A 21532-nucleotide genomic window follows, 5' to 3' on the forward strand; every position below is an offset into this window, starting at 1 on the left:
GAACGTTTCGGTACCTACCGCCATCGTCCCGGCCACTACATTCAAAACTTCATTGTCAAGAGTCAATACTTCTCAATGCGACCCTCACATCACATCGACAACCCGGCCTCGCGACTTGAGGTTGCGCGTAATTGAGTCCCGCGTCAAACCGTCCCCGTTGTGCATGGGTACGAAACGGAAACTATCACCCAAATCGCCTGGGACGTATAGGAGTGTTACTAATTCAACACGCCGTTAAGCGCCCGTAACATTACGTCGAGGGGCGCTTCCTTGCCCGTCATCAGCCGTACCTGTTCCCCGGCCTGGTGCGCGAGCATCCGCTCGCCGCCCACGCGGGTGCCGCCGAGCTGCGCCCAGCGTGCGGCGAGAGGCGTCACCAGCGGGTGGTAGACCGCGTCCAGCAGGACTGAAGCCGGGGCGACCGCGGTGAGCGCCGTCGCCAACTTCTCCCCCGCATCGGCCGGAATGGTAGAGACAACCGCCTCGGCATCGGCGAGGAACTCGTGCGCCTGGTCGAGCGGGACGAACCGCGGTGCGACGCCCATCTTGGTGGCGGCACGCAGCAGCCCCCCTGACCTGGTCTTGTCGCGCACGGCGACGACCGGCGCGGTCACTCCCATCTGCCCCAGCGCGGCCATGGCGGAGGTCGCCGTCGCTCCCCCGCCCAGGATCACTCCCCTGGACGCCTGGGTCACGCCACCCTCGCGCAGTGCGGCGACGATGCCGTAGACGTCGGTGTTCGCGCCCACCAAGTGGCGGCCGGCGCCGGTGGTCTGGATAAGGACGGTGTTGACCGCGCCCACCAACTTGGCCATGGGCTCGATGAAGTCCATGTGGCGCACGGCCTCGACCTTGAGGGGCATGGTCAGCGACAAACCAGCCCACTCGTCGCCGAGCCCGGCCACGAAGTCCGCGAACTGGCCCTCAGTGACGTCGTGGGAGTCGTAGTGCCAGTCGAGCCCGAGCGCTTGGTAGGCGGCGTTGTGGAGCACGGGTGACAGCGAGTGGGCGATGGGGTGCCCAAGTACTGCCGCCCTGCGAGTGGTCACCGTGGATCAGTTCGCGGCTGAGGGCTCCGCGGAGCTCTCAGCCTTATTGTCCGCGACCCACTCTTGCAGGATGTCGACGTTCTTCTGGTGGTCAGCGAAGTTCTTGGCGTAGGCCGTCTCACCGGTCAGCAGGTTCACGGTCACAAAGAACAGGTTGTCTGACTCCTCCGGGTTAACCGCGGCCTTGATGGACGCGGCGCCGGGGCCGGCGATGGGTCCGGGAGGCAGACCCTTGTAGAAGTACGTGTTGTACGGCGAGTCCGTCGCGCGGTCTTCATCACTGGTGAAGACACCCTCGGAGGGAGCCACGTACTTGACGGTGGAGTCGAACTCGAGCTTCATGTCCAGGTCGAGTCGGTTATAGATGACCTGTGCGATCATGGGGCGGTCGACGTCGAGCTTCGCTTCCTTCTCGACCAGCGACGCGATGGTGAGGATCCGCTCGCGCTCCTCGGTGGCCACGCCGGCGGCGTCGAGCTGACGGATGGTCTCCTGGACCATCTTGGACAGCACGTCGGTGGGCGTCACGCCGGGGTTGAACTCGTAGGTCGACGGGAACAGCCAGCCCTCGATGTTGCCGTCGGCTTCCTCGGGCAGGCCGATGGCCGCGGTGTTCTCAGCGGCGGCCTCGACGTCCGCGAGGGAGTACTCGGTCAGGTCAGCGATGCGCTGGTAGTAGGCGTCCACGCCCAGGCCCTCGGGGACCGTGATGGTGCGCAGGTCTCGGTTGGCGGGGTCAAGGAGCGACTGCAGCGCGTAGCTTGCCTTCATCTCCTTGTGCATGAAGTAGTAACCGGGGACGATGCTCGCCGCGTCCGGGTTGGTGCTGGCCTCAACGATGAATACCTGGGGCGATGCGATAACCCCGGCTTCGAAGAGAGCGGTGGCGATGTCCGCGCCGCTGTCGCCCGGGTTGACCACCACCTGCACGACGCCCTGGCCGGCGCCCTCGTAGTCGGCGATCTCAGTTGAGCCCGTGGGCGCGAGGGTCTTCGCGAAGTTGTACGCGATGTTCGCACCCATGGCGAAGATGACGAGGGCGACCGCGGTCGCGACAAGGGTCCACTTGCGGCGCGTCGAACGGCGCTGCTTGCGCTGCAGGCGGCGCATGTCCAGCGTCGTAGTGGTCGTCACTTCGGACTCAAAAAGGTCGGTCACTTATTTCCCCTCGGGCGGAACTTTACTGGTCACTGTACCCAGTTTTCCGTTTTTCTCTGTGTCTAGTGCGCTCTCCAGGATCACCACGGCGGCGGCCTGGTCGATGACCTGGCGCTGCTGTTTGGAGTTCCTGCCGGCACTTCGCATCGCTGCCGATGCGGTTGCCGTTGAGAATCGCTCGTCTATCAAACGAACCGGTGCGGTGGTTAGTTCCGCGAGTTCTGCGGCGAAGACGCGCGCGTCGGCGGCGCTCGAACCCTCCTCGCCGGACAGCTTGCGGGGCAGTCCGACGAACACGTGGACCGTCTCGCGCTCGGCGATCAGCGCCGCCACCTCCGCCGCTGCGGTGGGAGTGCGTTGGACGGTGCCCACCGGGAACGCCATGCGCCCCTCGGGGTCGCTCGCGGCGACTCCGACGCGCACCGTGCCCACGTCCACCGCGAAACGCGCGCCCCGCGGCATGCTCGGCTGCTCCGGGGTGGGCTTCTCCCCCGGCGTGCCGTCCTGACCCTGAGGGCCTTCCATCGTCGTCAACGTCACTCACGCAGCCGCGCTTAGCGGTTGCGTACCGCCTCGGTCACGGCGGCGAGGGCGTCGCCGATCTTGCTGGCATCCTGCCCGCCACCCTGCGCGAGGTCCGGCTTGCCGCCGCCGCCGCCGCCCAGGACGGCCGATGCCGCCTTGACTAGGTTTCCTGCCTTCAGGCCCGCGTCGCGCGCGCCCTGGTTGGTGGCGATGACGATCTGCGGTCGGTCGCCGATGCTCGCGGCTACCGCCACGACCACCGGGCGGGCGTCGCCTAGTCGAGCGCGCACGTCGGTGACCACCGTGCGGAGGTCGTCCGCATCGGCCGCATCGGCGGATGAGTGAGCGACCACGCGAATGCCGCCTACGTCCTGCGCGCCGTCGACGAGCATCGCCGCGACCTGCTGCATGGCCTGCTGGCGGTAGCCGGCCAGCTGCTTCTCAGCATCGGCGACGCGCTCGAGGAGCTTCTCGACGCGGCTCTTGAGCTCGCCGGGCTGAACCTTGAGGGTGGTGGTGAGTTCGCTCACCAGCGCACGCTCGGCGGCCAGCTTCTGGAACGCCTCGAGGCCCACGAAGGCCTCGACGCGGCGCGAGCCGGAGCCCACGGAGGACTCGGAGGTCATCGCCACGAGCCCCACCTGGCTGGAGTGGTCGACGTGCGTGCCGCCGCAGAGCTCGCGCGACCATTCGCCGCCGATCTCGACGACGCGCACTTCCTTGTCGTACGTCTCGCCGAACAGGGCGACGGCGCCCCACTGGCGCGCGTCCGGGAGCGACATGTGCTGGGCGCGGACCGCGAGATCCGAGCGGATGGCGCGGTTGGTGACTTCCTCGACCTCGCTGCGGGTCTCCGCGCTCAGCGCGGTCGGCCAGCTGAAGTCCAGGCGCAGGTAGCCGGGCTTGTTGTACGAGCCGGACTGCAGCGCGTCCGGGCCGAGCACCTCGCGCAGCGCCGCGTGGATCAGGTGGGTGCCGGAGTGCGCCTGTCGCGCGCCGGTACGCCAATCCTTGTCGACCTGGGCGGAGACGTCGTCACCCACGGCGATCTCGCCCTCCGCGACAGTCACGGTGTGCACCACGAGGCCCTTGATGGGGCGCTGGACGTCGAGCACGTTGAGCGTGCCGCCAGACGACTGGATTACCCCCGCATCGGCCTCCTGCCCGCCGGACTCCGCGTAGAACGGGGTCTGCGGGAGGACTATCTCGACCGTGTCGCCGGCAACAGCGACGGGGACGGCGACGCCGTCCTTGACGATGGCCTGGATCTGGGTGGCTGTGGTGAGTTCTTCGTAGCCCTTGAACTCGGTGCTGGAGGCGTCCTTGATGCCCTGGTAGACGCCGGTGTCGGCGTGGCCGCCCTTCTTGGCCTTCGCATCGGCGCGGGCGCGTTCCTTCTGCTCCTGCATGAGTTCACGGAACTTGACCTCGTCCACCGCCACGCCCTGCTCGGAAGCCATTTCAAGGGTGATGTCGATGGGGAATCCGTAGGTGTCGTGCAGCGCGAAGGCGTTCTTGCCGGACAGGACTGGCTTGCCCGACGACTCCCCGCCGCCGGACCTCTTGATCTCAGCCACTGCGGTGTCGAAGATGGTGGTGCCGGACACGAGGGTGCGGCGGAACGCGTCCTCCTCGGCGTAGGCGACGGCCTCGATGCGCGGGAACGACTTCTCGAGGTTGGGGTAGGACAGCCTCATGGCGTTGAAGGACGCGGGGAGCAGCTCCGGGAGGGCGTGATCGTCGACGCCCATGAGGCGCATCGCGCGCACGCTGCGGCGCAGGAGGCGGCGCAGGACGTAGCCGCGGCCCTCGTTGCCCGGCTTGATGCCGTCTTCGATGAGCATGAGCGATGAGCGGACGTGGTCGGCGACGATCCGCATGCGGACGTCATTCTCGACGCTCGCACCGTACGTGATGCCGGTCATCTCCTGGGCCTTCTGGATGACCGGGAAGACCTCGTCGATCTCGTACATGTTCGCGACGCCCTGCTTGAGGTACGCAATGCGCTCCAGGCCGGCGCCGGTGTCGATTGCCTTCTGGTCGAGCTCGCGGACCAGCGGGTAGTCCTTGCCGTTGCCGGGGCCGCGCAGGAACTGGTCGAACACCAGGTTCCAGACCTCCAGGTAGCGGTCGCCGCCCGGGTCGACCGAGCCGCCCACGGCATCGGGACCAAACTCGGGGCCGCGGTCGTAGTGCCATTCCGCGCACGGGCCTGCGGGACCGGGCTGGCCGGTGTCCCAGAAGTTCTCCTCGCGCTCGAGCTTGACGATGCGCGACGCGTCTACGCCGATGTTCTTCAGCGCGGAGTGGGCCTCCTGGTCGTCCTTCCAGGTGGTCACCCACAAGCGCTCGGGGTCCAGGCCGTACTTGCCCTGGTCCTCGTCACCCGTCAGGAGGTCGAACGCGAAATCGATCGCGCCCTCCTTGAAGTAGTCGCCGAAGGAGAAGTTGCCCATCATCTGGAAGAACGTGCCGTGGCGCGTGGTCTTGCCGACCTCTTCGATGTCGTTAGTGCGGATGCACTTCTGCACGCTCGCGATGCGCGGGTGGGGCGCGTCCTCGGTGCCGAGGATGTACGGGATGAAGGGCACCATGCCGGCGACTGTGAACAGCAGGCTGGGATCCGGGGACACCAACGAGGCGCTGGGCTGGATGTAGTGGCCCTTGCTCTCGAAGTAGTCAATCCAGCGCTTGCTGACGTCTGCGGTACGCATGGTTCGTGGTGCTCCTCGGGGTTAAACGCAACTACGCACTGCCCGGAGACAGTGCGTAGTTGCTGTTTTGACAGTCACTGTTGGCTGGGAAACAGCCTAGTAGTTGAAAACCCACTCAAGTGTCTGTCGCTATATGAAATTCTGTACTGCTTGAAGCTGCCAAACGCTGTGCCGCGGTGATGCCGGCACGGTTCAGTTTGTGACTAGCGAGCGTAGAACTCGACGACAAGCTGAACTTCACAGGTCACGGGGACCTCGGCGCGCTTGGGGCGACGCGACAGCTTGGTGGAGAGCTTCTCGAGCGAGACGTCCAGGTAGTCCGGGACCTCGGGGAGCACGTCGCGGTGCGCGCCAGCGGCGGCAGCCATGTAGGGCTCCATGGTGACAGCCTTGGGCTTGACCTGGATGGTCTGGCCCGGCTTCACGCGGAAGGAAGGACGGTCGACGATCTGGCCGTCAACCATGATGTGACGGTGCAGGACCGACTGGCGTGCCTGAAGGATGGTGCGAGCGAAGCCCGAGCGGAGGACGAGAGCGTCAAGGCGCATCTCGAGCAGCTCGACGAAGTTCTCACCGGTCAGACCGGTTTCCTTGCGAGCCTCTTCGAAGACGCGCGTCATCTGCTTCTCGCGAAGGCCGTACTGGGCACGCAAACGCTGCTTCTCGCGAAGGCGGACTGCGTAGTCGCTCTCCTTACGACGAGCGGTGCGGCCGTGCTCACCGGGCGGGTAAGGGCGCTTCTCGAAGTGCTTAACGGCCTTGGGGGTCAGGGCGATGCCCAGGGCGCGAGACAGGCGTACCTGTCGGCGCGCGCGCTGTACTGAAGTCAAAATTATTCCTTAGATGATGAACGCCTACCTGTGTGTCGCTGCACCATGCGGTGCCAGCGGTTCAGGCGTGTTCGATTGCCATACATATATGTGAGTTTTCGCGGGGACAGCAGCCAACCGCCCGCGAGGGCTGTGCCAATGATAGCAAACTCTGGGCTGGTGGTGCTTACGCGCCACGCCCAAGCGCTACTCTGCCCGGTTCGACTGCGCTCCAACCTCCACCCTCCCTGCTATGGGTCCGATTTGGCACGGTTGCGGGCGGTCTCTGCGCGGTGTTGGTCCATTTTGGCACGGTCTGGCTTGTGGCGGGTGCCGGGGTGGCGGGTAGGCATGGTGCTGGGGTGGCGGGGTGCTGGCTGCTGGCTGCTGGCTGCTGGCTGCTGGTCGCTGCCGGCTGCTGGATCCCAGTCACGGGTTACGGGCTGTGGTGGACCAAATCCGACCAACAGGAGTCATTTCCGCCTGAGACCGTGCGATATCGGACCAATAGGGCGCAGGAGCTCGCCCCATGGGAACTGGAGCCTACTTATCCCGGCCCAGCATGTTGCGGATGATGCTGAGTCTCTCCGCGACAGCGCGCTCGTAGCCGTGGTCGGTGGGCAGGTAGTACCGCTCCCCCGTGAGCGACTCGGGGAGGTACTCCTGTCGGGCCACCCCATGGTCGGCGTCGTGCGAATACTTGTAGCCCTTACCGTGGCCAATGTTCTTGGCGCCCGGGTAGTGCGCGTCGCGGAGGTGGTCGGGGACCACGCCGGCGCGACCGGCCCTCACGTCCGCGATAGCTGCGTCGATCGCGTGATACGAGCGGTTCGACTTGGGTGCCAGTGCCAGGTAGGTCGTCGCTTCGGCGAGCGGAATCCTGCCCTCCGGCATGCCGATGAAGCTCACCGCATCGGCCGCTGCCTGTGCGATGACCAGGCCCTGTGGGTCCGCCATGCCGATGTCCTCCGCGGCCAGGACGACCAGTCGGCGGGCGATGAAGCGCGGGTCTTCACCCGCGACCACCATGCGGGCCAGGTAGTGAAGGGACGCGTCGACGTCGGAGCCGCGAACGGACTTGATGAACGCGCTGATGACGTCGTAGTGCTGGTCACCAGACTTGTCGTACGCGACAAGCGCCGTATCCATAGTGCGCTCGGTGATCTCTGCGGTGATGACCTTGTCCGCGCGCTTGGCGGCGTCCGCGACGGCCTCGAGCAGGGTGAGGGCCTTGCGGGCATCGGCACCGGCGACGCGGACAATGTGGTCGCGCGCTTCCTGGTCGATAGAGATCTTGTCCGAGTAGCCGCGCTCGTCCGCGAGGGCGCGCGTGATGAGGCCGTCGATGTCCGCGGCAGCCAGGGGCTGGAGGACCAGAAGCAGGCTGCGGCTGAGGAGCGGGCCGACGACAGAGAAGCTGGGATTTTCGGTGGTGGCGCCCACGAGCGTGATCCAGCGGTTTTCGACGGCGGGCAGGAGGGAGTCCTGCTGGCTGCGGGTGAAGCGGTGGATCTCGTCGATGAACATGACGGTCTCGCGCTCGCCCGTCGCGATGCGGCGCTTGCTGTCCTCGATGACCGCGCGGACGTCCTTCACGCCGGCGCTGACCGCGCTGAGCTCGACGAAGCGGCGGTTGCCTGCGACCAAGTAGGCGAGCGTGGTCTTGCCCGTGCCGGGAGGACCCCACAGGATCACGGAGGTGGCAGGGGCATCGTCGCCGATGAGGCGGACCAGGGGGCTGTTCTCGTTGAGGAGGTGGGCCTGGCCGACTACTTCTTTGAGTTCGCGCGGCCGCATGCGGACCGCGAGCGGGGCGTTGTCTCCCGGTGTGGGTACGCCGCTGCTGGTGCGGTGCGTCGACTCGAACAGATCCATGTTGCCAGCCTAAGCGGCGTGGGGGTGTGGTCGCGCCCAGTCGCTCCGTCAATGCGACAGCCGGCGCTCACTCGCGCTGAGGTTGAAGGAATCCTTTCGAAAGGGTATTTTCAACTCATGACCGAACCAGCGAACGTCCCCTCCAAGCCCACACCGCCGTGGCGAGTGCGAGAGATTTCCGACTCCAGGGAGCTACGGGCACTGGCGCATCCCGTGCGCTTTGCGCTCCTCGACCTGCTATCCGAGGGGCCACTTACCGCGTCACAGTGCGGCGCGGAACTGGGCGAATCCCCCGCGAACTGCTCGTACCACTTGAGACAGCTCGCGAAGTATGGTCACGTGCACGCGGCCGAGGGCGGGCGTGGGCGGGAGCGTCCTTGGAGGATCCGCGACGAAGGTATCAGTTGGGACCCGCACTCCCCTGCGGGCGAGGCTGCGAGCGCGGTGCTGGGCGATGCCGTGGATCGCTATCGATTCGACGCGTGGCGGCGGTACCGGCTCAAGCAGGCCGACGAGCCGCGCGAGTGGCGCGATACCGCGCTGTCCACCGACGCCGTGTCCTGGATGACCGCGGGCGAACTCGCGCAGTTCACCCAAGATCTCTACGACCTGTTCGCACCATTCCGAACGCGCCGAGACGACCCCTCGGCCCGCCCTTCGGATGCGCGCGTGGTGCGGTTCTTCGCCTACGCCTATGGCGGGAACGCGGGCCCCCTGCTTGACGGCGAACCCTTTGTTGGAGACGAAGGTGACACGGCATCGGCCGCCGATGACACCTAGCGCAAGCGATGTCGCGCAACTTGCCACAATCCGCCGCAAGTACGTCGTGCTCACCGGCCTACGATGGTTCCCCACCGGGCTGCTAATTCCGGGCCTGGTGCTGCTGTTGCAGGAACGCGGGTTGGGAATCGCGACCATCGGCGTCCTCAGCGCGATTTACAGCGCAACCATCGTGAGCCTCGAACTGCCTACCGGCGGTCTATCAGACGTTATTGGGCGACGGCCGGTGCTGCTGGTCTCTGCGGTGTTGGCCGGAGTGTCAAGCCTTGTGTTGGCGACTGGTGCCTCCGTGTGGACGCTGGGTGCCGGGTACGTCGCCTTGGCCGTGTCGCGCGCACTCGACTCGGGCCCACTGCAGGCGTGGTTCGTCGACGCCACCCGCGCAATGGCGGCCGATGCTCCCATCAGGTCTGGATTGTCACGTGCTGAAGTTGCCGGTTCAGTGGGGTTGGGAGCGGGGGCGTTGGGTGCCGGGGGGCTCGTCGCGTTGTCGCCGCTGCCCACGCAGGGCACGGCGCTGATCGCCATGTCGACTCCGTTCCTGGTGTCGGCGGTGATGTCGCTGGTACACGCCGGGCTCGTGTGGGCGTGGATTCCGCATCCCGCGGACCGTGTTCGGCCGCGGTTGGCGGATGTGTTCCGGGACGTTCCTGCGACGGTCGCTGCGGGAGCGCGCCTGGTTGCCGGGCCGGGGGTGCTGCGACGGATTGCGCTGCTGACCGCCGGTATCGGGGTTGCGCTCAACGGAATCGAATTGCTCGCTCCTACTAGTTTCGCCGAGCGGCTTGGAGGCGAGTCCGCTGCCGCCGGGCCATATTCGGTGCTCGTGACGCTCGGCTTTGCTGGCGCCGCGGGTGGTGCTGCGCTAGCTCCCGTGGCCGCACGGTTGATACGCGCAGCCCCGCGAGCAGTGTTGGTCAGTGCCGTCGCCGGAGCGATCGCCGTCGTGGGGGTGGGCTTACCTAGCTTCTGGTGGGCCGCGGCAGCCTTTGTCGTGTTCTATATCGCACTCGGGGTGGGCGGGCCGTTGCTTGACGAGCTGGGTCACGACGCAGTGAGTTCTCACGGTCGCGCGACTATGCTCTCCGCCAACTCGATGGCCTTGCAGGGTGGGGGCATGCTGGCGAGCATCGGCGCCACGGCGCTCGCGCAGGCGACGAATATCGCGATTGGGCTGGCTGCCATTGCACTCGTGCTGTTCGTCGCGGCGTTCGCGATGGCGAGGTGGCCTAACGTGCAGGTCTTAGCTCGGTGATGGACGGCACTATCCACAACCGCCGGTTTCAGTGCGCGCAGATTGGTGGACTTCGCTACGGTCGGAGACATGGACGTGTTGCGGGCGGCGAAGAGGCTGGTGACGGGCGGGGCGATGCTCGCGGCCGGGCTGGTCGCGTCCGCGGGGCTCGCAGGATGCAGCGACACAGATCCAATTGTGACCCAGACTCCGTCGCCCAGTATTGATGCGTCCGCGAGTGAGGGTCCTGGGGTGAGTCCTTCGGGGGTGCCGTCTCCCGCCGCGTCTCCAACGGCGTCGCCCGTGGCGCTGAGCGACGAGGAGTTGCTCGCGTTGTTGCCTGCGGGGGCTGAAAGGGACGATCTGCAGGGGGCGGTGGTGACTGCGGAGTTCTTCATTCAGGAGTTTCCGAAGATGTTCGCCACCGGGGATACGCGAGTGTGGGACTCGCTGTCGCTGGACGGCTGTGATTTTTGCGAGAGTTCACGGGCGAATGCACTCCGCTACAAGAATGAGGGTTGGATCGTAACCGGCGGAGAGATCTCAGACGTTCCGGAAATAACCGAAGCGAACTTGCAGAGCGACGGGAGCGTCGCGGTGCTTTATCCCGCCATGGAGGCGGAGATTTTCGCCACTGAGCCAGGCATGGACGTGCGCAGCGTTAGTTCGGTGAGTCGGGTTAACTATTACCTGCTTATGGAGTTTCATGACGCCGTGTGGCGAGTGACCGATGTCGACACCGAGGATGCCTGACATGCGCCAGCTGTTGACGCGCTCCAGTTGCGCTGTAGCGTTCTCGCTAATTGCCGGAGCCTTAGTGGTTTCATCGGCTTCAGCCCAAGGCAGCGACGACGGCTTCGGTTCGCAAGCTCAAACCCAGGAGCATTCCTACGCGGTAGAGGCCTTTCGTGCAATTCGGAGCGGAGCTGGTTCGCCGACTGTGGTGTCCACCTCCAACCACGCGCCAGTGGAGTACCTCCGCTTCCCTGCGTGCAACCGCCCCAACTACGACCCCAACGTGTCGCCGCTCTGCACTGGTGACGTAGCGATCGCACAGACCTGTCCGGATGGAAGCACCGCTCAGGATCCTCTGTACGCGCGCACGCAACTGGACGACGGCTCCTGGACCCGCTGGTCTCAGGTCTCTTGGTACCAATGCGCAGACGACCCGGACGCTCTATTCGCCGCTATCGAGCATGAGTGGGCAAACCTAACTCCAACACCGTCTTCCGTGACGCTGCAACCCGACACCGACTGGGTCTATGCGAATGTCCCCACAATCGCGATGGCGGACGATTCTGCGACCACTCACAACGCGACGCTGCTCGGCGTCAGCGTGCAAATCCGAGCCACCCCGGAGACCTTCACTTGGGCGTGGGGAGACGGTGAAACCACAGTCACCGACGATCCCGGCAGCGCCTACCCCCACGCAACACTGACTCACACCTACGAGCATCAAGAGGGCAATGTCTCGGTCTCTCTCGCCACTCGATGGGACGGCGAATACCGTATCGGCACCGGCCCGTGGACCGCCTTCGGTACATCGATCACGAGCCAGAGCCCCCCGATCACGATCGAGGTGCGAAACCCCCAGTCACTACTCGTCGCTTGCGACACAAGCGGGCGCTGCCGCTAGCGACTCGATCCCGGAGCTAGGAACCAACGGCGAAGCTCGCGCCGCCCATCCAGCGCGCTTTTCGCCTGGGCGGATTCGAGGCTCCAAGACTTGGGTCGGTTGGGAAGCCGCTCCCACGCCTCGTCGCAACACACTCCCCTGCCCTCTTGCCTCCTATCCGGCACTGAGACCGTGCCCGCCACCTCCCAAAGCTCCTCATCGGCCGTGCGGTCACTGATGTTCACAGGACGAAGAGACGGGAGTTGATCCACAGATTCTCGCAACATCGCCCCTGGTGTCAGACCCTTTTGATTGACTGGATTCATGACAACAAGCACCGCGCTTCTCCAACGTGACACCGCCGCAGCCTGCGGCGTGATTGGCACGTCCGGGGACGCCGAGGTCTCCCTCACAGAACTGGATAGCACGCGCCTCCTCGATGCGCTGGCAGCGTTTGGCAAGGTCCGCCGTGAGGTGGACGCCGTGCTCGCCCAGCTCTCTGGCGAGATTGGGCGCCGGTCAGCACCCGACGCGGGCGCGGGCAGCCTCGCGAAGAAGTCCGGGGTCGCGACGCCGGATGCGCTCATTGCTAACGCGACGGGTGGATCCCGGGCAGAGGGCCGCAGGCTTGTCGAGGCAGGCGTGGCCGCAGCATCTACCTCCCCCGTGCCTGACTCCATCGACAACACCGCCAATCCGAACAGCGCCGACCCGAACCCCCCGAGCGACGACGCGGACCCATCCACTCCCGCCATCAACTCGCAACCACGGCTCAAGTACCTGAGCAAGGCACTGAGCGCCGGCGAGCTTTCTATTGAGGCGTCCCACATCATCACTTCGATGCTGACGCGCACCGAGGATGTCGCGGATCCCGCCCTTTGGGTTGAGGCGGAACGACGGATGGTCGAGCGGGCGCCGTCTCTGTCGCTTGAGAATTTCTCTAGGTTTGTGCGACAGCTCGAAGCTCAACTGGATCATCGATCAGTCGAGGAAACTGAGGAAGCGCTGAAGAACGATCGGTACCTGACGCTTACTGAGGACCGAGGCGGCGCGATCGCGATTCGCGGGCGACTGGATCCTGAAACGGCTGCACCCATTAAGGCCGCTGTCGATGCGCTGGTGGCTGCGGACCTACACAGGTCGCGCGGGAATGATCGTGCAAGTGAAGACCGGCGCCAGCCTGGCCAGATGCGCGCTGATGCCCTGGCAGCTATTTGCAGGCATGCACTCGGGTGCGAAAACACTGCTCCGACCCTGGCTAAGACGACGGTAGTGGTGAGACTTTCGTTGGGAGACCTTCAATCCGGCGATGGCGTTGCAGCAATAGATGGACTCTCCCAACCCGTGAGCGTGTCTACCGCGCGACGAATGGCGGCCGACGCCGAGATTATCCCGATGGTGCTTGGCGGTGACAGCGAGATCCTCGATTTTGGGCGTGTCATGCGTCTCTTCTCCCCCGCCCAGCGCCTCGCACTCGGCGAGCGAGACGGAGGATGCGCGTGGTGCGGGGCCCCGCCAAGCTTCACCGAGGCGCACCATATCCGATGGTGGGTTCGAGACAGCGGCCCGACCGATCTAGATAACGGACTGTTGCTTTGCGTGTCGTGTCACCATCGGATCCATCGCGACGACTGGGAAATCTCAATTCTGCACGGGGACGTGTGGTTCACGCCACCCGCAAGCGTTGATCCGCAACGGCGCCCTCGAATAGGCGGCCGCAAACACTTCGACGCCCCTCGTCTAGGTGAGTCGCTGCCTGCCTAGGTGAACGGAATCCACGAGGACACCCGCGGCTGAAACTGCGCGCTGCCCGGAACCTGTGAAATCCCGGTAAAGAAACAGCCACAACTACCGTCCCTGCCCAGCCACCGCCCAGACACTGCCCGGCCACGTACCAGGCATGCCCACGGCGCGGTCGAAGTATGGTCCGAGCCCAAGCGTGTCTGCTCCAGTTAGCGTTAGCGCTTACGCTTGCGCTTTTCGCGGACTCGGACTGACACCTGAATCGGCGTGCCCTCGAATCCAAAGGCCTCGCGCAGTCGGCGCTCAATGAACCGACGGTACTGAGGGTCCAGGAATCCGCTGGTGAAGATCACGAAGCGAGGCGGACGGGTCGAAGCCTGCGTCGCGAAGAGAATCTTAGGCTGCTTGCCCGAGCGAACGGGGTGAGGGTGCTCAGCGACCAACTCCCCAAGGAAGGAGTTGAGCTTGCCCGTCGAGATCCGCTGGTCCCAGCTCGAGAGCGCAAGGTCCAGAGCTGGCACGAGCCTGTTGGTGTGCCAACCGGTCGTGGCGGAAAGGTTAATTCGCGGCGCCCAAGTCAGCTGCACCAGGTCCTTTTCGATGGAGCGCTCGAGCACAAAACGCTCGTCCTCGCCCACCAAGTCCCACTTGTTGAACACCAGCACGAGGCTTCGTCCAGCGTCGACCACCTGGGTGATGACGCGAAGGTCCTGATCGCTGAGCGGCTCGGAAGCGTCCAGCAGCACCAGCGCAACCTCGGCACGCGAAATTGCGGCACCGGTGCGCAGAGACGCATAGAAGTCAGCGCCCTTCGCCATGTGCACACGCCTGCGAATACCGGCGGTGTCCACGAGGGTCCACTTGCGATCGCCGAACTCGACGATCTCGTCGACGGGATCACGGGTAGTGCCAGCCAACTCGTTGACGACTACACGCTCTTCGCCCGCGAGCTTGTTCAGCAGCGAGCTCTTGCCGACGTTGGGTCGACCCACCAGCGCGACGCGGCGCGGCGCATCCGGATCGATTTCGACCTGCGGCATCTCCAGCGGCAACGCAGCCACAGCGGCATCGAGCAGGTCGCCAGTTCCGCGACCGTGCAGCGCCGATACGGGCCAGGGCTCGCCGAGCCCCAGGTTCCACAGCGCGGCAGCCTCAAGTTCACCCTGAGGGCCGTCCACCTTGTTGGCACAAAGCACAATCGGCTTCTTAGCCGCGCGCAGCAAGCGAACGACGTGCTCGTCGGTCGCGGTAGCGCCAACGGTGGCATCGACGACAAAGATAATCGCGTCAGCCATGTCGATGGCCACCTCGGCGTGCTGCGCGACGGTGAGGTCAAGTCCCTCGACCTTCGCCTCCCAGCCACCGGTGTCCATCAGCATGAAGTCCGTGCCGGCCCACTCCGCGGGGTAAGATACTCGGTCGCGCGTCACGCCCGGCATGTCCTCGACTACTGCGAGGCGCCGGCCGATGATGCGGTTGACCAGCGTCGACTTGCCGACGTTCGGGCGGCCGATGATCGCGATAGTCGGCAGCTCGGCTTCCGTCTGCGCGACGATGTCTGAATCGAGCGTGGCGAAGTCTTCGTCTGATAGGTCGTAAGCCTCGAGGCCCGCACGCAGCGCCGCCTCGCGAATCTCGTCAAACGATTCCTCGGGATCGGACTCACGGGGCGCCGGGACGTCACCGTCTCCGAGTCCCCCCACTTGGCTGGACGGAAGGTCGTCAAAATAATTGTCGTCAAAGGCATCGGCCGCGTCTGGGCGCTTGCCCTGCTGGTCGTCGCTCATGCGTTCTCCTTTGGTTCGGAACTGCCGCCACTCGTGGGGCGACTCCGCTTCGGCTTATCGGTGGGAAGTTCAAGATCAGTGGTGGCGAGCGTGGCCGTCACCTGCCGGCGCAATGCCGCGGCTACTTCACTCTCGGCCCAGGACTGCTTCGCGCGCCCCTTTAACTCCGGGGGCGCATCCAACACAATGGGCTCGCCAAACTCCACGAGGATACGCCTTCTGGGCCTCGGCCACACATTCACGCTCTCGCCGGTGTTGCGTGTACCGATCAAAGCGGTCGGCACGATGGGCGCGCCGGACTGCAACGCAAGCCATGCAGCGCCGCCGTGCACCGAGTCCGCGGACCCCGCGCCACGAGTGCCCTCAGGGAACACTCCGACCACTCCGCCCCTGCGCAAAACCGCGAGACCCTGCGCCAAGGCCTGGCGTCCAGCGCCCTCGACCTTGATCTGGCATGCGCCCGTGAGCAACGACCCAACCGGGCCCTTGAACATGTGATCGGAGATCAAGAAGTGCGACCCGCGAGGAATCACGCCGTGGATCACCGGCCCGTCAATGAATCCCAGGTGGTTCGCGAGCACAATCGCCGCGCCCTTCTTGGGGACGTTACGCCTGCCGCGCACCTTGGTCGCCCAGAGCCCGCGCGCCAACGCGCGACCGACCCACCGCGACCACCGCGGACCCCAGACACTGGGGGCATCCGTTCCACTCACAACCGGACTCCAATCTCACTAGCTCGGGCAACGCTCACGCCCGAGTTCACGCCTGTGCCTCGTGGGCCAGCGCGATGACGGCGTTCACCGCCTCGTCGATGGTCATGTCGGTGGTGTCCAAGGTGACCACACCATCGGCCGCGGTCTGGAAGTTCACCACGGTGGCGTCCTTCTTGTCGCGACCCAACACGGCCTCGCGCACTGTCGCGGCGTCGGCACCGTCGCCGGCGCGGCGTGCCACGCGTACTTCCTCGTCGGCCGTCATCAGAATCCGCACGTCCGCATCGGGCGCGATGACCGTCGTGATATCACGGCCCTCGACCACGACACCCGCTCCGTCGGAGAACCCGCCGGCCACCTCGCCCGCGATCACCTCGCGCTGGAAACGTCCCAACGCGGCGCGCGCGTCGAGGTTGGTGGACACCTGGGACACGCTGAGCGCCACCGTGTCGCTGCGGATCATGGACGACACGTCCTGACCCTCGAGCGTCACTCGCGGGTTGCCCGGGTCGAGGATCAGCTCCACGTTCATGGTCTCGATCATGGCGGTGACATCGGCGTGATTCTTGAAGTCCACGCCCTCGCGAAGGCAGCACACGGTGGCGACGCGGTACGTGGCCCCGGTATCGAAGTACGCCAGGCCCAACCGACGCGCAACCTCGCGCGACACTGTCGACTTGCCGGTCCCCGCGGGGCCGTCGATCGCTATAACAATTCCAGTCATGACGCTGCTATCTCCCAGTTCTTGTCACTCAAAATCTCAGTCAATTCCTTGGCCCGCGCGCTGATCACGTATAGCGTGGTGAGTCCCACCGGCTGACGCGGCGAGTGCTCGATCGCGATGTCCTCGATGTTCACGCCCACGTCGGTCACGTCGCCCAGCAGGCGCAGCAGCTGACCCGGCTCATCCGGCACAATCACGGTCACGGCCGTGTAGTCGCGACGCGCGCCGCCGTGCTTGCCTGGAATCCGGGCAACCTCGATGCGTCCGCGTTCGATCAGGTCGGTCAGGGCCTCGCCGATGTCGTCCGCTTCCTTGACGTCCTCGAGGTCGCCGATGATGTGGTCGAGCGTCGAGACCAGCGCGTGGTGATTCATGCGCGCTATGTCCGCCCACATGCCCGCTTCCGATGCGGCGATCCGGGTCACGTCGCGCAGGCCCTGCCCCGCCAACGCCACGTCCGCGGGACTCAGAGTGCCGAGCGCAGCCGCGACCGCCGAGGCCGCCACCTGCGGCGCGTGGGACACCCTGGCCACCGCCGCATCGTGCGCCTGGGCGTCCATCGTCACGACGTCGCACTGCAACGCTTCCGGAATCTGCCGCACGAGCGCGATCGCGTGTGGGGTCCCGCCGTTCGGGCACAGCACCCACGGTCGCGCCTTGAAAAGGTCTCCCTGCGCGCCGAGGCCGCCCGAGATCTCTCGTCCCGCCATCGGGTGCGAGCCTACGTAGCGCTCGCCGTGACCAGTCGCGTGCGCCGCGTCCGCGATGGGCGCCTTGACGCTCGCCACGTCGGTGACCACGGCATCGGGCCAGCGGAGAAGCGCGTCACCCACCACGGCCGATGCTGCGGATGGCGGAACAGCCACCACGACGAGGTCAGGCGTCGATTCCGGCTCGAGGTTGCCCCCGGCGCCGATGCTGCGGGCCAGCCGCGCGGCGTCTGCGTCGTTGTCGTCGATCGTGACGGTCCAGCCCTCGGCCACCAGGCCGATGCCGATGCTCGCCCCGATGAGTCCGGCGCCGATGATGTGGGTGACGGGAGGCTCAACGGCCGCCGAGTCCTGAACGGGTGTCGTCACGGCGGGCTACTGCGCGAGGTCGCGGCGCAAGGACACTGCGTCGTGGAGGTACACGTGCTGCACCTGGTTGCGCGGGGTGTCGAGGTGGGCGTGCATCATCACGCGGACTACCAGCGGGAGCGCACCGGGAACCGGCATCTCCTGCGCGCACATCAGCGGGACGTCGCCCAGGTTGATGGCTCGCGCCGCTGCTGCGGGAAAGTCGCTGACGATATCCGGCGTGCACGTGAAGAACACCGAGATGAGCGCGTCCGTGTCGAGGGAGTTCGCCTCGAGCATGGCGACGACCAGCTCCTGGGTGCGTGCGTGCAGGTGGTCACGTTCGTCTGCGGTAAGCGTGGTGGCGCCGCGAATAGCCCGGATTGTCATGCGTCCTATCGTATCGGGCACGCGTACGCGCATGGTCCGCGCCGAACCGGGCACGCGTGGGTTGCGCCTGTTGCGCTACAGGCCCGCGACGGTCATGAGCGCGCCGATGTCCTCGCGGCCCAGCTCGCGGACCTCACCGGGAGACAGCGTCCCCAACCGGATGGGCCCGAACTGGGTCCGAACCAGGTCAATCACGGGAAAACCTGCCGTGGCGAACATGCGGCGAACAATGCGGTTGCGGCCCTCGTGCAACTCGACCTGCACCAGCGAGGTGTCCCTGCTGGTGTCGAGGATCACGCAGTCGGTGACCCGCACGGGGCCGTCCTCAAGGTCGACGCCGGCTCGCAGCGTGGTGCAGATGGACTTGGGGACTACGCCCTCGACCTTGGCGACGTAAACCTTGGACACGCCGTGCGTGGGGTGCGCCAGGCGGTTGGCCAGGTCGCCGTTGTTGGTGAGCAGCAGCACGCCGGTGGTCTCGGAGTCGAGGCGACCCACGTGGAAGAGACGCTCGGTGTAGTTGCTCACGAACTGGTCGAGCGCGGGGCGACCCTGGGGATCGCTCATCGTGGACACGACGCCGCGTGGCTTGTTGAGGACCACCGTGATGTTCGAGTCGTCGACGCAGATGCGCTTGCCGTCCACCTCGATGACAACCTCGTTGGCGTCGATGCGCACGCCGAGCTGGTCGACGACGTCGCCGTTAACCTTGACGCGGCCTGCCTCGATGATGTCCTCACACTTGCGGCGTGAGCCCACTCCTGCGGACGCCAGCACCTTCTGCAGGCGAACGCCCTCCGGGCGGTGAATTTCAAGTTCCACTAGCGTGCCTCTCCATCAACGTCTGCTAACTCAGGAAGGTAGGGCGCGAGCGGCGGTAACTCATCGAGAGATGAAACGCCCATGCGCTCCAAGAACTCAGTCGATGTGCCGAATTGCACGGCACCGCCGATCTCACCCACCTCGGTGATCAAACCTCGAGCGCTAAGCGTCTTCATCACCGAGTCAACGTTCACTCCGCGAATCTGAGACACCTGGCCTCTAGTCACCGGCTGACGATACGCCACAACTGCCAAAGATTCGAGCGCCGCCTGCGACATGCGTGCGCTCTGGCCGTCCACCACGAACGCGCCGACCACATCCGCGTACAGCCTCGAGCTGTAAATACGCCACCGACCGTCCACGTCTCGCAGCTCGAATCCGCGGGGCGCGGCGGGGTCCGCGTACTCGTCACGGAGGGCGTGCAGGGCGTCGAGGACCTGCTGCTGCGGCGCGCGGATGGCCGCGGCGAGATCCGCCGGGGCGACCGGCTCGTCGACCACCATCAGAATCGCCTCGAGCGCCCCCCTCAGGTGCGCGGGAGTATTCACCGCCGCGTCCGAGTCAGTCTCCGGTTCCACTGGGTTCACCAAGTTCGTTGGGTCCACGCGCGAGTCTTCATTCACGTCAGTCATTCTCTCTCCCCTGTTCCACGGCCGATGCTGTGGTGATCGCCGCGGCGACCGTGCCCGTCTTTGACGCCGTCTCCGGGCCTGCGCCGGCCGATGCTGTGGTGATCGCCGCGGTGTCCGCGCCATCGGCATCGGCGTCGGAACCGGAGCCAAGCAGCGCATCGGCCTCGTCGAATTCGTCGGAGACGTCAACGGGCGCATCGGAACCGGTCCAGCGCACCGTCAGCTCTCCCAACGACCGCATCTGGTCGAAAGCGACCACCGACTCGCGGAAGAGCTCCAGCAGCGCCAGGAACCGTGCCACGACCACGTTCACGTGGTCCGCGTCCTGGACCAGCTCACGGAACGACATCACCTTGTCGCGTTGCAGCCTGCCGGTCAGTACCGCAGCCTGCTCGCGCACGCTTACGGCCGGATTGTGAAGGTGGGTCAGGCTCACGCCCAAGTCAGCCGCCTTGGGCTGCAGCGCCTGCGCGGCGAGCCGGGCGAGCTGGTCCGGGGTCACTCGCCACACCAACTCCGGCAGTAGCGTCGCGAAGTGCGGCTCGAGCGGCACGTCGCGCGGCACCCGGCGCGGCTTGTCGAACGCCTCGGCCAAGGAACTCGCCACGCTCTTGAACGCGCGATACTGCAGCAGCCGGGCGAACAGCAGGTCGCGCGCCTCGAGCAACTCGAGGTCCTCGCGGTCGTCCACCTCGCCCTGCGGCAGCAGCCGCGCGGCCTTGAGGTCCAGCAGCGTGGCGGCCACCACCAAGAATTCCGACGCCTGGGACAGGTCCCACTCGCCCTGTTGGTTGCGGACCGTGACCAGGAAGTCGTCCGTCACACGGGCAAGCGCGATCTCCGTGATCTCCATCTGGTGCTTGGAGATCAGGGACAGCAATAGATCAAACGGGCCGTCAAAGTTGTCGAGATGAACCTCGAAGCCCTGAGGCGTGGGCCGCGCGGCTGTGGCCTCCGCGGACACGCTAAGCAGCGACTCCGCGCGCTATGAGTTCACGCGCGAGCTGACGGTAGGCCGTGGCGCCGGCGTGGTTGGGTGCGAAGGTCGTGATGGGCTCTGACGCGACCGATGCATCGGGAAACTTCACGGTGCGGTGAATCATGGTCTCGGTCACCTTGTCGCCGAAGGCCTGGCGGACGCGCTCCACGACCTCCTGCGAGTGCAGGGTGCGCGGGTCGTACATGGTGGGCACAATCGCGTCCATGGTCAGACGCGGGTTGAGCCGGTCCTGCACCTTGGTCACCGTGTCGACGAGCAGCGCGACGCCGCGCATGGCGAAGTACTCGCTCGCGAGCGGGATCAGCACGCCGTGAGCCGCGACCAGCGCGTTCACGGTCAGCAGCCCCAGCGAGGGCTGGCAGTCGATCAGGATCACGTCGTACTCGTCCTCGACGCTGCGCAGCGCGCGTGCCAGCGCACTCTCGCGAGCCACCTCGCTGACCAGCTGCACCTCGGCGGCGCTGAGGTCGATGTTCGCGGGCAGCAGGTCGAGGTTCTCGAACTCCGTCTTCATGATGACGTCGCGGGTGGGGACGTCGCTGCGCATCAGGAGGTCGTAAACCGTGGTGTCGAGGTCGTGCGAGTTCACGCCGATGCCGGCGGAGGCCGCACCCTGCGGGTCAAAGTCGATCAGCAACACCTTGCGCCCGTACTCAGCGAGAGCTGCGGCGAGGTTGATCGAGGTAGTCGTCTTCCCGACCCCACCCTTTTGGTTACAGAGGGCCACAATGCGTGCGGGGCCGTGGCTTGAAAGCGGCGGGGGTACGGGGAAATCAGTCACATAGGTCACATTACCGTTTAGCGTCGCGGTCGCTCACCGGGCGCGCGGGTAAGCGACCGCGTAGCGCGTCGATAAGTTGCGTCGCATGGTCACCGGGCGCGCGGGTGAACGACCGCGTCGTGC

20 protein-coding genes are annotated in these 21532 nt (G+C 65.8%); 5 read left to right on the forward strand and 15 right to left on the reverse strand.

Annotation, left to right across the window (positions count from 1 at the left end; translation table 11 throughout):
- Positions 1–218: 218 nt before the first annotated feature.
- The 6 genes from ACQU6B_RS06840 to ACQU6B_RS06865 form a co-directional block, all read right to left on the reverse strand.
- Complete coding sequence (locus ACQU6B_RS06840; protein ID WP_430866796.1) at positions 219–1049, reverse strand: shikimate dehydrogenase; 831 nt, start codon at positions 1047–1049, stop codon at positions 219–221.
- 6 nt (positions 1050–1055) lie between these two features.
- The gene (gene mltG, locus ACQU6B_RS06845; RefSeq protein ID WP_430866797.1) at positions 1056–2207 is read right to left on the reverse strand and encodes an endolytic transglycosylase MltG; all 1152 of its coding nucleotides are present in this window, start codon (positions 2205–2207) and stop codon (positions 1056–1058) included.
- Positions 2208–2732, reverse strand: coding sequence for a Holliday junction resolvase RuvX (gene ruvX / locus ACQU6B_RS06850; RefSeq protein WP_430866798.1), 525 nt, complete (start codon positions 2730–2732; stop codon positions 2208–2210).
- Between the two features lie 29 nt (positions 2733–2761).
- Positions 2762–5446, reverse strand: coding sequence for an alanine--tRNA ligase (gene alaS / locus ACQU6B_RS06855; RefSeq protein ID WP_430866799.1), 2685 nt, complete (start codon positions 5444–5446; stop codon positions 2762–2764).
- Between the two features lie 203 nt (positions 5447–5649).
- Positions 5650–6276 (reverse strand): 30S ribosomal protein S4, encoded by a 627-nt coding sequence (gene rpsD / locus ACQU6B_RS06860; RefSeq protein ID WP_430866800.1) that lies wholly within the window; start codon positions 6274–6276, stop codon positions 5650–5652.
- Positions 6277–6798: 522 nt separating this feature from the next.
- Complete coding sequence (locus tag ACQU6B_RS06865) at positions 6799–8130, reverse strand: replication-associated recombination protein A (RefSeq protein WP_430866801.1); 1332 nt, start codon at positions 8128–8130, stop codon at positions 6799–6801.
- 117 nt (positions 8131–8247) lie between these two features.
- Between ACQU6B_RS06865 and ACQU6B_RS06870 the strand changes: the two genes are divergently transcribed.
- From ACQU6B_RS06870 to ACQU6B_RS06890, 5 genes are all read left to right on the forward strand, one after another.
- Complete coding sequence (locus ACQU6B_RS06870; RefSeq protein WP_430866802.1) at positions 8248–8910, forward strand: ArsR/SmtB family transcription factor; 663 nt, start codon at positions 8248–8250, stop codon at positions 8908–8910.
- Positions 8900–10165 (forward strand): MFS transporter, encoded by a 1266-nt coding sequence (locus tag ACQU6B_RS06875; protein ID WP_430866803.1) that lies wholly within the window; start codon positions 8900–8902, stop codon positions 10163–10165. The genes ACQU6B_RS06870 and ACQU6B_RS06875 overlap by 11 nt, the downstream gene beginning before the upstream one ends.
- A gap of 69 nt (positions 10166–10234) precedes the next feature.
- Positions 10235–10897 carry a DUF6318 family protein gene (locus ACQU6B_RS06880; protein WP_430866804.1) on the forward strand — a complete coding sequence of 221 codons (663 nt, stop codon included), beginning with the start codon at positions 10235–10237 and terminating at the stop codon, positions 10895–10897.
- A 214-nt stretch (positions 10898–11111) separates the two neighbouring features.
- A complete protein-coding gene (locus tag ACQU6B_RS06885; RefSeq protein ID WP_430866805.1) occupies positions 11112–11780 on the forward strand; it encodes a hypothetical protein in 669 nt (222 codons plus the stop codon).
- Positions 11781–12083: 303 nt separating this feature from the next.
- Complete coding sequence (locus tag ACQU6B_RS06890; protein WP_430866806.1) at positions 12084–13523, forward strand: DUF222 domain-containing protein; 1440 nt, start codon at positions 12084–12086, stop codon at positions 13521–13523.
- 194 nt (positions 13524–13717) lie between these two features.
- Here the strand turns inward: ACQU6B_RS06890 and der are convergent, their stop codons facing one another.
- The 9 genes from der to ACQU6B_RS06935 all read right to left on the reverse strand — a co-directional run bounded on the left by der (position 13718) and on the right by ACQU6B_RS06935 (position 21409).
- Positions 13718–15289, reverse strand: a complete 1572-nt coding sequence (gene der / locus ACQU6B_RS06895; RefSeq protein ID WP_430866807.1) for a ribosome biogenesis GTPase Der — start codon at positions 15287–15289, stop codon at positions 13718–13720.
- The gene (locus ACQU6B_RS06900; protein WP_430866808.1) at positions 15286–16002 is read right to left on the reverse strand and encodes a lysophospholipid acyltransferase family protein; all 717 of its coding nucleotides are present in this window, start codon (positions 16000–16002) and stop codon (positions 15286–15288) included. The genes der and ACQU6B_RS06900 overlap by 4 nt, the downstream gene beginning before the upstream one ends.
- Before the next feature lie 46 nt (positions 16003–16048).
- Positions 16049–16726: a (d)CMP kinase gene (gene cmk / locus ACQU6B_RS06905; RefSeq protein ID WP_430866809.1), complete on the reverse strand. Its 678-nt coding sequence runs from the start codon at positions 16724–16726 to the stop codon at positions 16049–16051.
- Entirely contained in the window at positions 16723–17805 is a 1083-nt protein-coding gene (locus ACQU6B_RS06910) for a prephenate dehydrogenase (protein ID WP_430866810.1), read from the reverse strand. Before ACQU6B_RS06910 ends, cmk begins: the two co-directional genes overlap by 4 nt.
- A 6-nt stretch (positions 17806–17811) precedes the next feature.
- Positions 17812–18174 carry a chorismate mutase gene (aroH, locus tag ACQU6B_RS06915; protein WP_430866811.1) on the reverse strand — a complete coding sequence of 121 codons (363 nt, stop codon included), beginning with the start codon at positions 18172–18174 and terminating at the stop codon, positions 17812–17814.
- Positions 18175–18249: 75 nt separating this feature from the next.
- Entirely contained in the window at positions 18250–18996 is a 747-nt protein-coding gene (locus ACQU6B_RS06920; protein WP_430866812.1) for a pseudouridine synthase, read from the reverse strand.
- On the reverse strand, positions 18996–19628 hold the full coding sequence (scpB, locus tag ACQU6B_RS06925) for an SMC-Scp complex subunit ScpB (RefSeq protein ID WP_430866813.1): 633 nt from the start codon (positions 19626–19628) through the stop codon (positions 18996–18998). The genes ACQU6B_RS06920 and scpB overlap by 1 nt, the downstream gene beginning before the upstream one ends.
- Entirely contained in the window at positions 19621–20592 is a 972-nt protein-coding gene (locus tag ACQU6B_RS06930; RefSeq protein WP_430866814.1) for a segregation and condensation protein A, read from the reverse strand. Before ACQU6B_RS06930 ends, scpB begins: the two co-directional genes overlap by 8 nt.
- 1 nt (position 20593) lies before the next feature.
- The gene (locus tag ACQU6B_RS06935; RefSeq protein ID WP_430866815.1) at positions 20594–21409 is read right to left on the reverse strand and encodes a ParA family protein; all 816 of its coding nucleotides are present in this window, start codon (positions 21407–21409) and stop codon (positions 20594–20596) included.
- Between the last annotated feature and the right edge of the window lie 123 nt (positions 21410–21532).

It is taken from the genome of Demequina aurantiaca, from assembly GCF_050598105.1.
GTDB lineage: Bacteria > Actinomycetota > Actinomycetes > Actinomycetales > Demequinaceae > Demequina > Demequina aurantiaca_A.

Bases quoted from the DNA above. Each gene is read 5' to 3' on its own strand.
- ruvX (WP_430866798.1), bottom strand. From the start codon at position 2,732: ATGGAAGGCCCTCAGGGTCAGGACGGCACGCCGGGGGAGAAGCCCACC.
- alaS (WP_430866799.1), bottom strand. From the start codon at position 5,446: ATGCGTACCGCAGACGTCAGCAAGCGCTGGATTGACTACTTCGAGAGC.
- ACQU6B_RS06865 (WP_430866801.1), bottom strand. From the start codon at position 8,130: ATGGATCTGTTCGAGTCGACGCACCGCACCAGCAGCGGCGTACCCACA.
- ACQU6B_RS06870 (WP_430866802.1), top strand. From the start codon at position 8,248: ATGACCGAACCAGCGAACGTCCCCTCCAAGCCCACACCGCCGTGGCGA.
- ACQU6B_RS06875 (WP_430866803.1), top strand. From the start codon at position 8,900: ATGACACCTAGCGCAAGCGATGTCGCGCAACTTGCCACAATCCGCCGC.
- ACQU6B_RS06880 (WP_430866804.1), top strand. From the start codon at position 10,235: ATGGACGTGTTGCGGGCGGCGAAGAGGCTGGTGACGGGCGGGGCGATG.
- ACQU6B_RS06890 (WP_430866806.1), top strand. From the start codon at position 12,084: ATGACAACAAGCACCGCGCTTCTCCAACGTGACACCGCCGCAGCCTGC.
- der (WP_430866807.1), bottom strand. From the start codon at position 15,289: ATGAGCGACGACCAGCAGGGCAAGCGCCCAGACGCGGCCGATGCCTTT.
- cmk (WP_430866809.1), bottom strand. From the start codon at position 16,726: ATGACTGGAATTGTTATAGCGATCGACGGCCCCGCGGGGACCGGCAAG.
- aroH (WP_430866811.1), bottom strand. From the start codon at position 18,174: ATGACAATCCGGGCTATTCGCGGCGCCACCACGCTTACCGCAGACGAA.
- scpB (WP_430866813.1), bottom strand. From the start codon at position 19,628: ATGACTGACGTGAATGAAGACTCGCGCGTGGACCCAACGAACTTGGTG.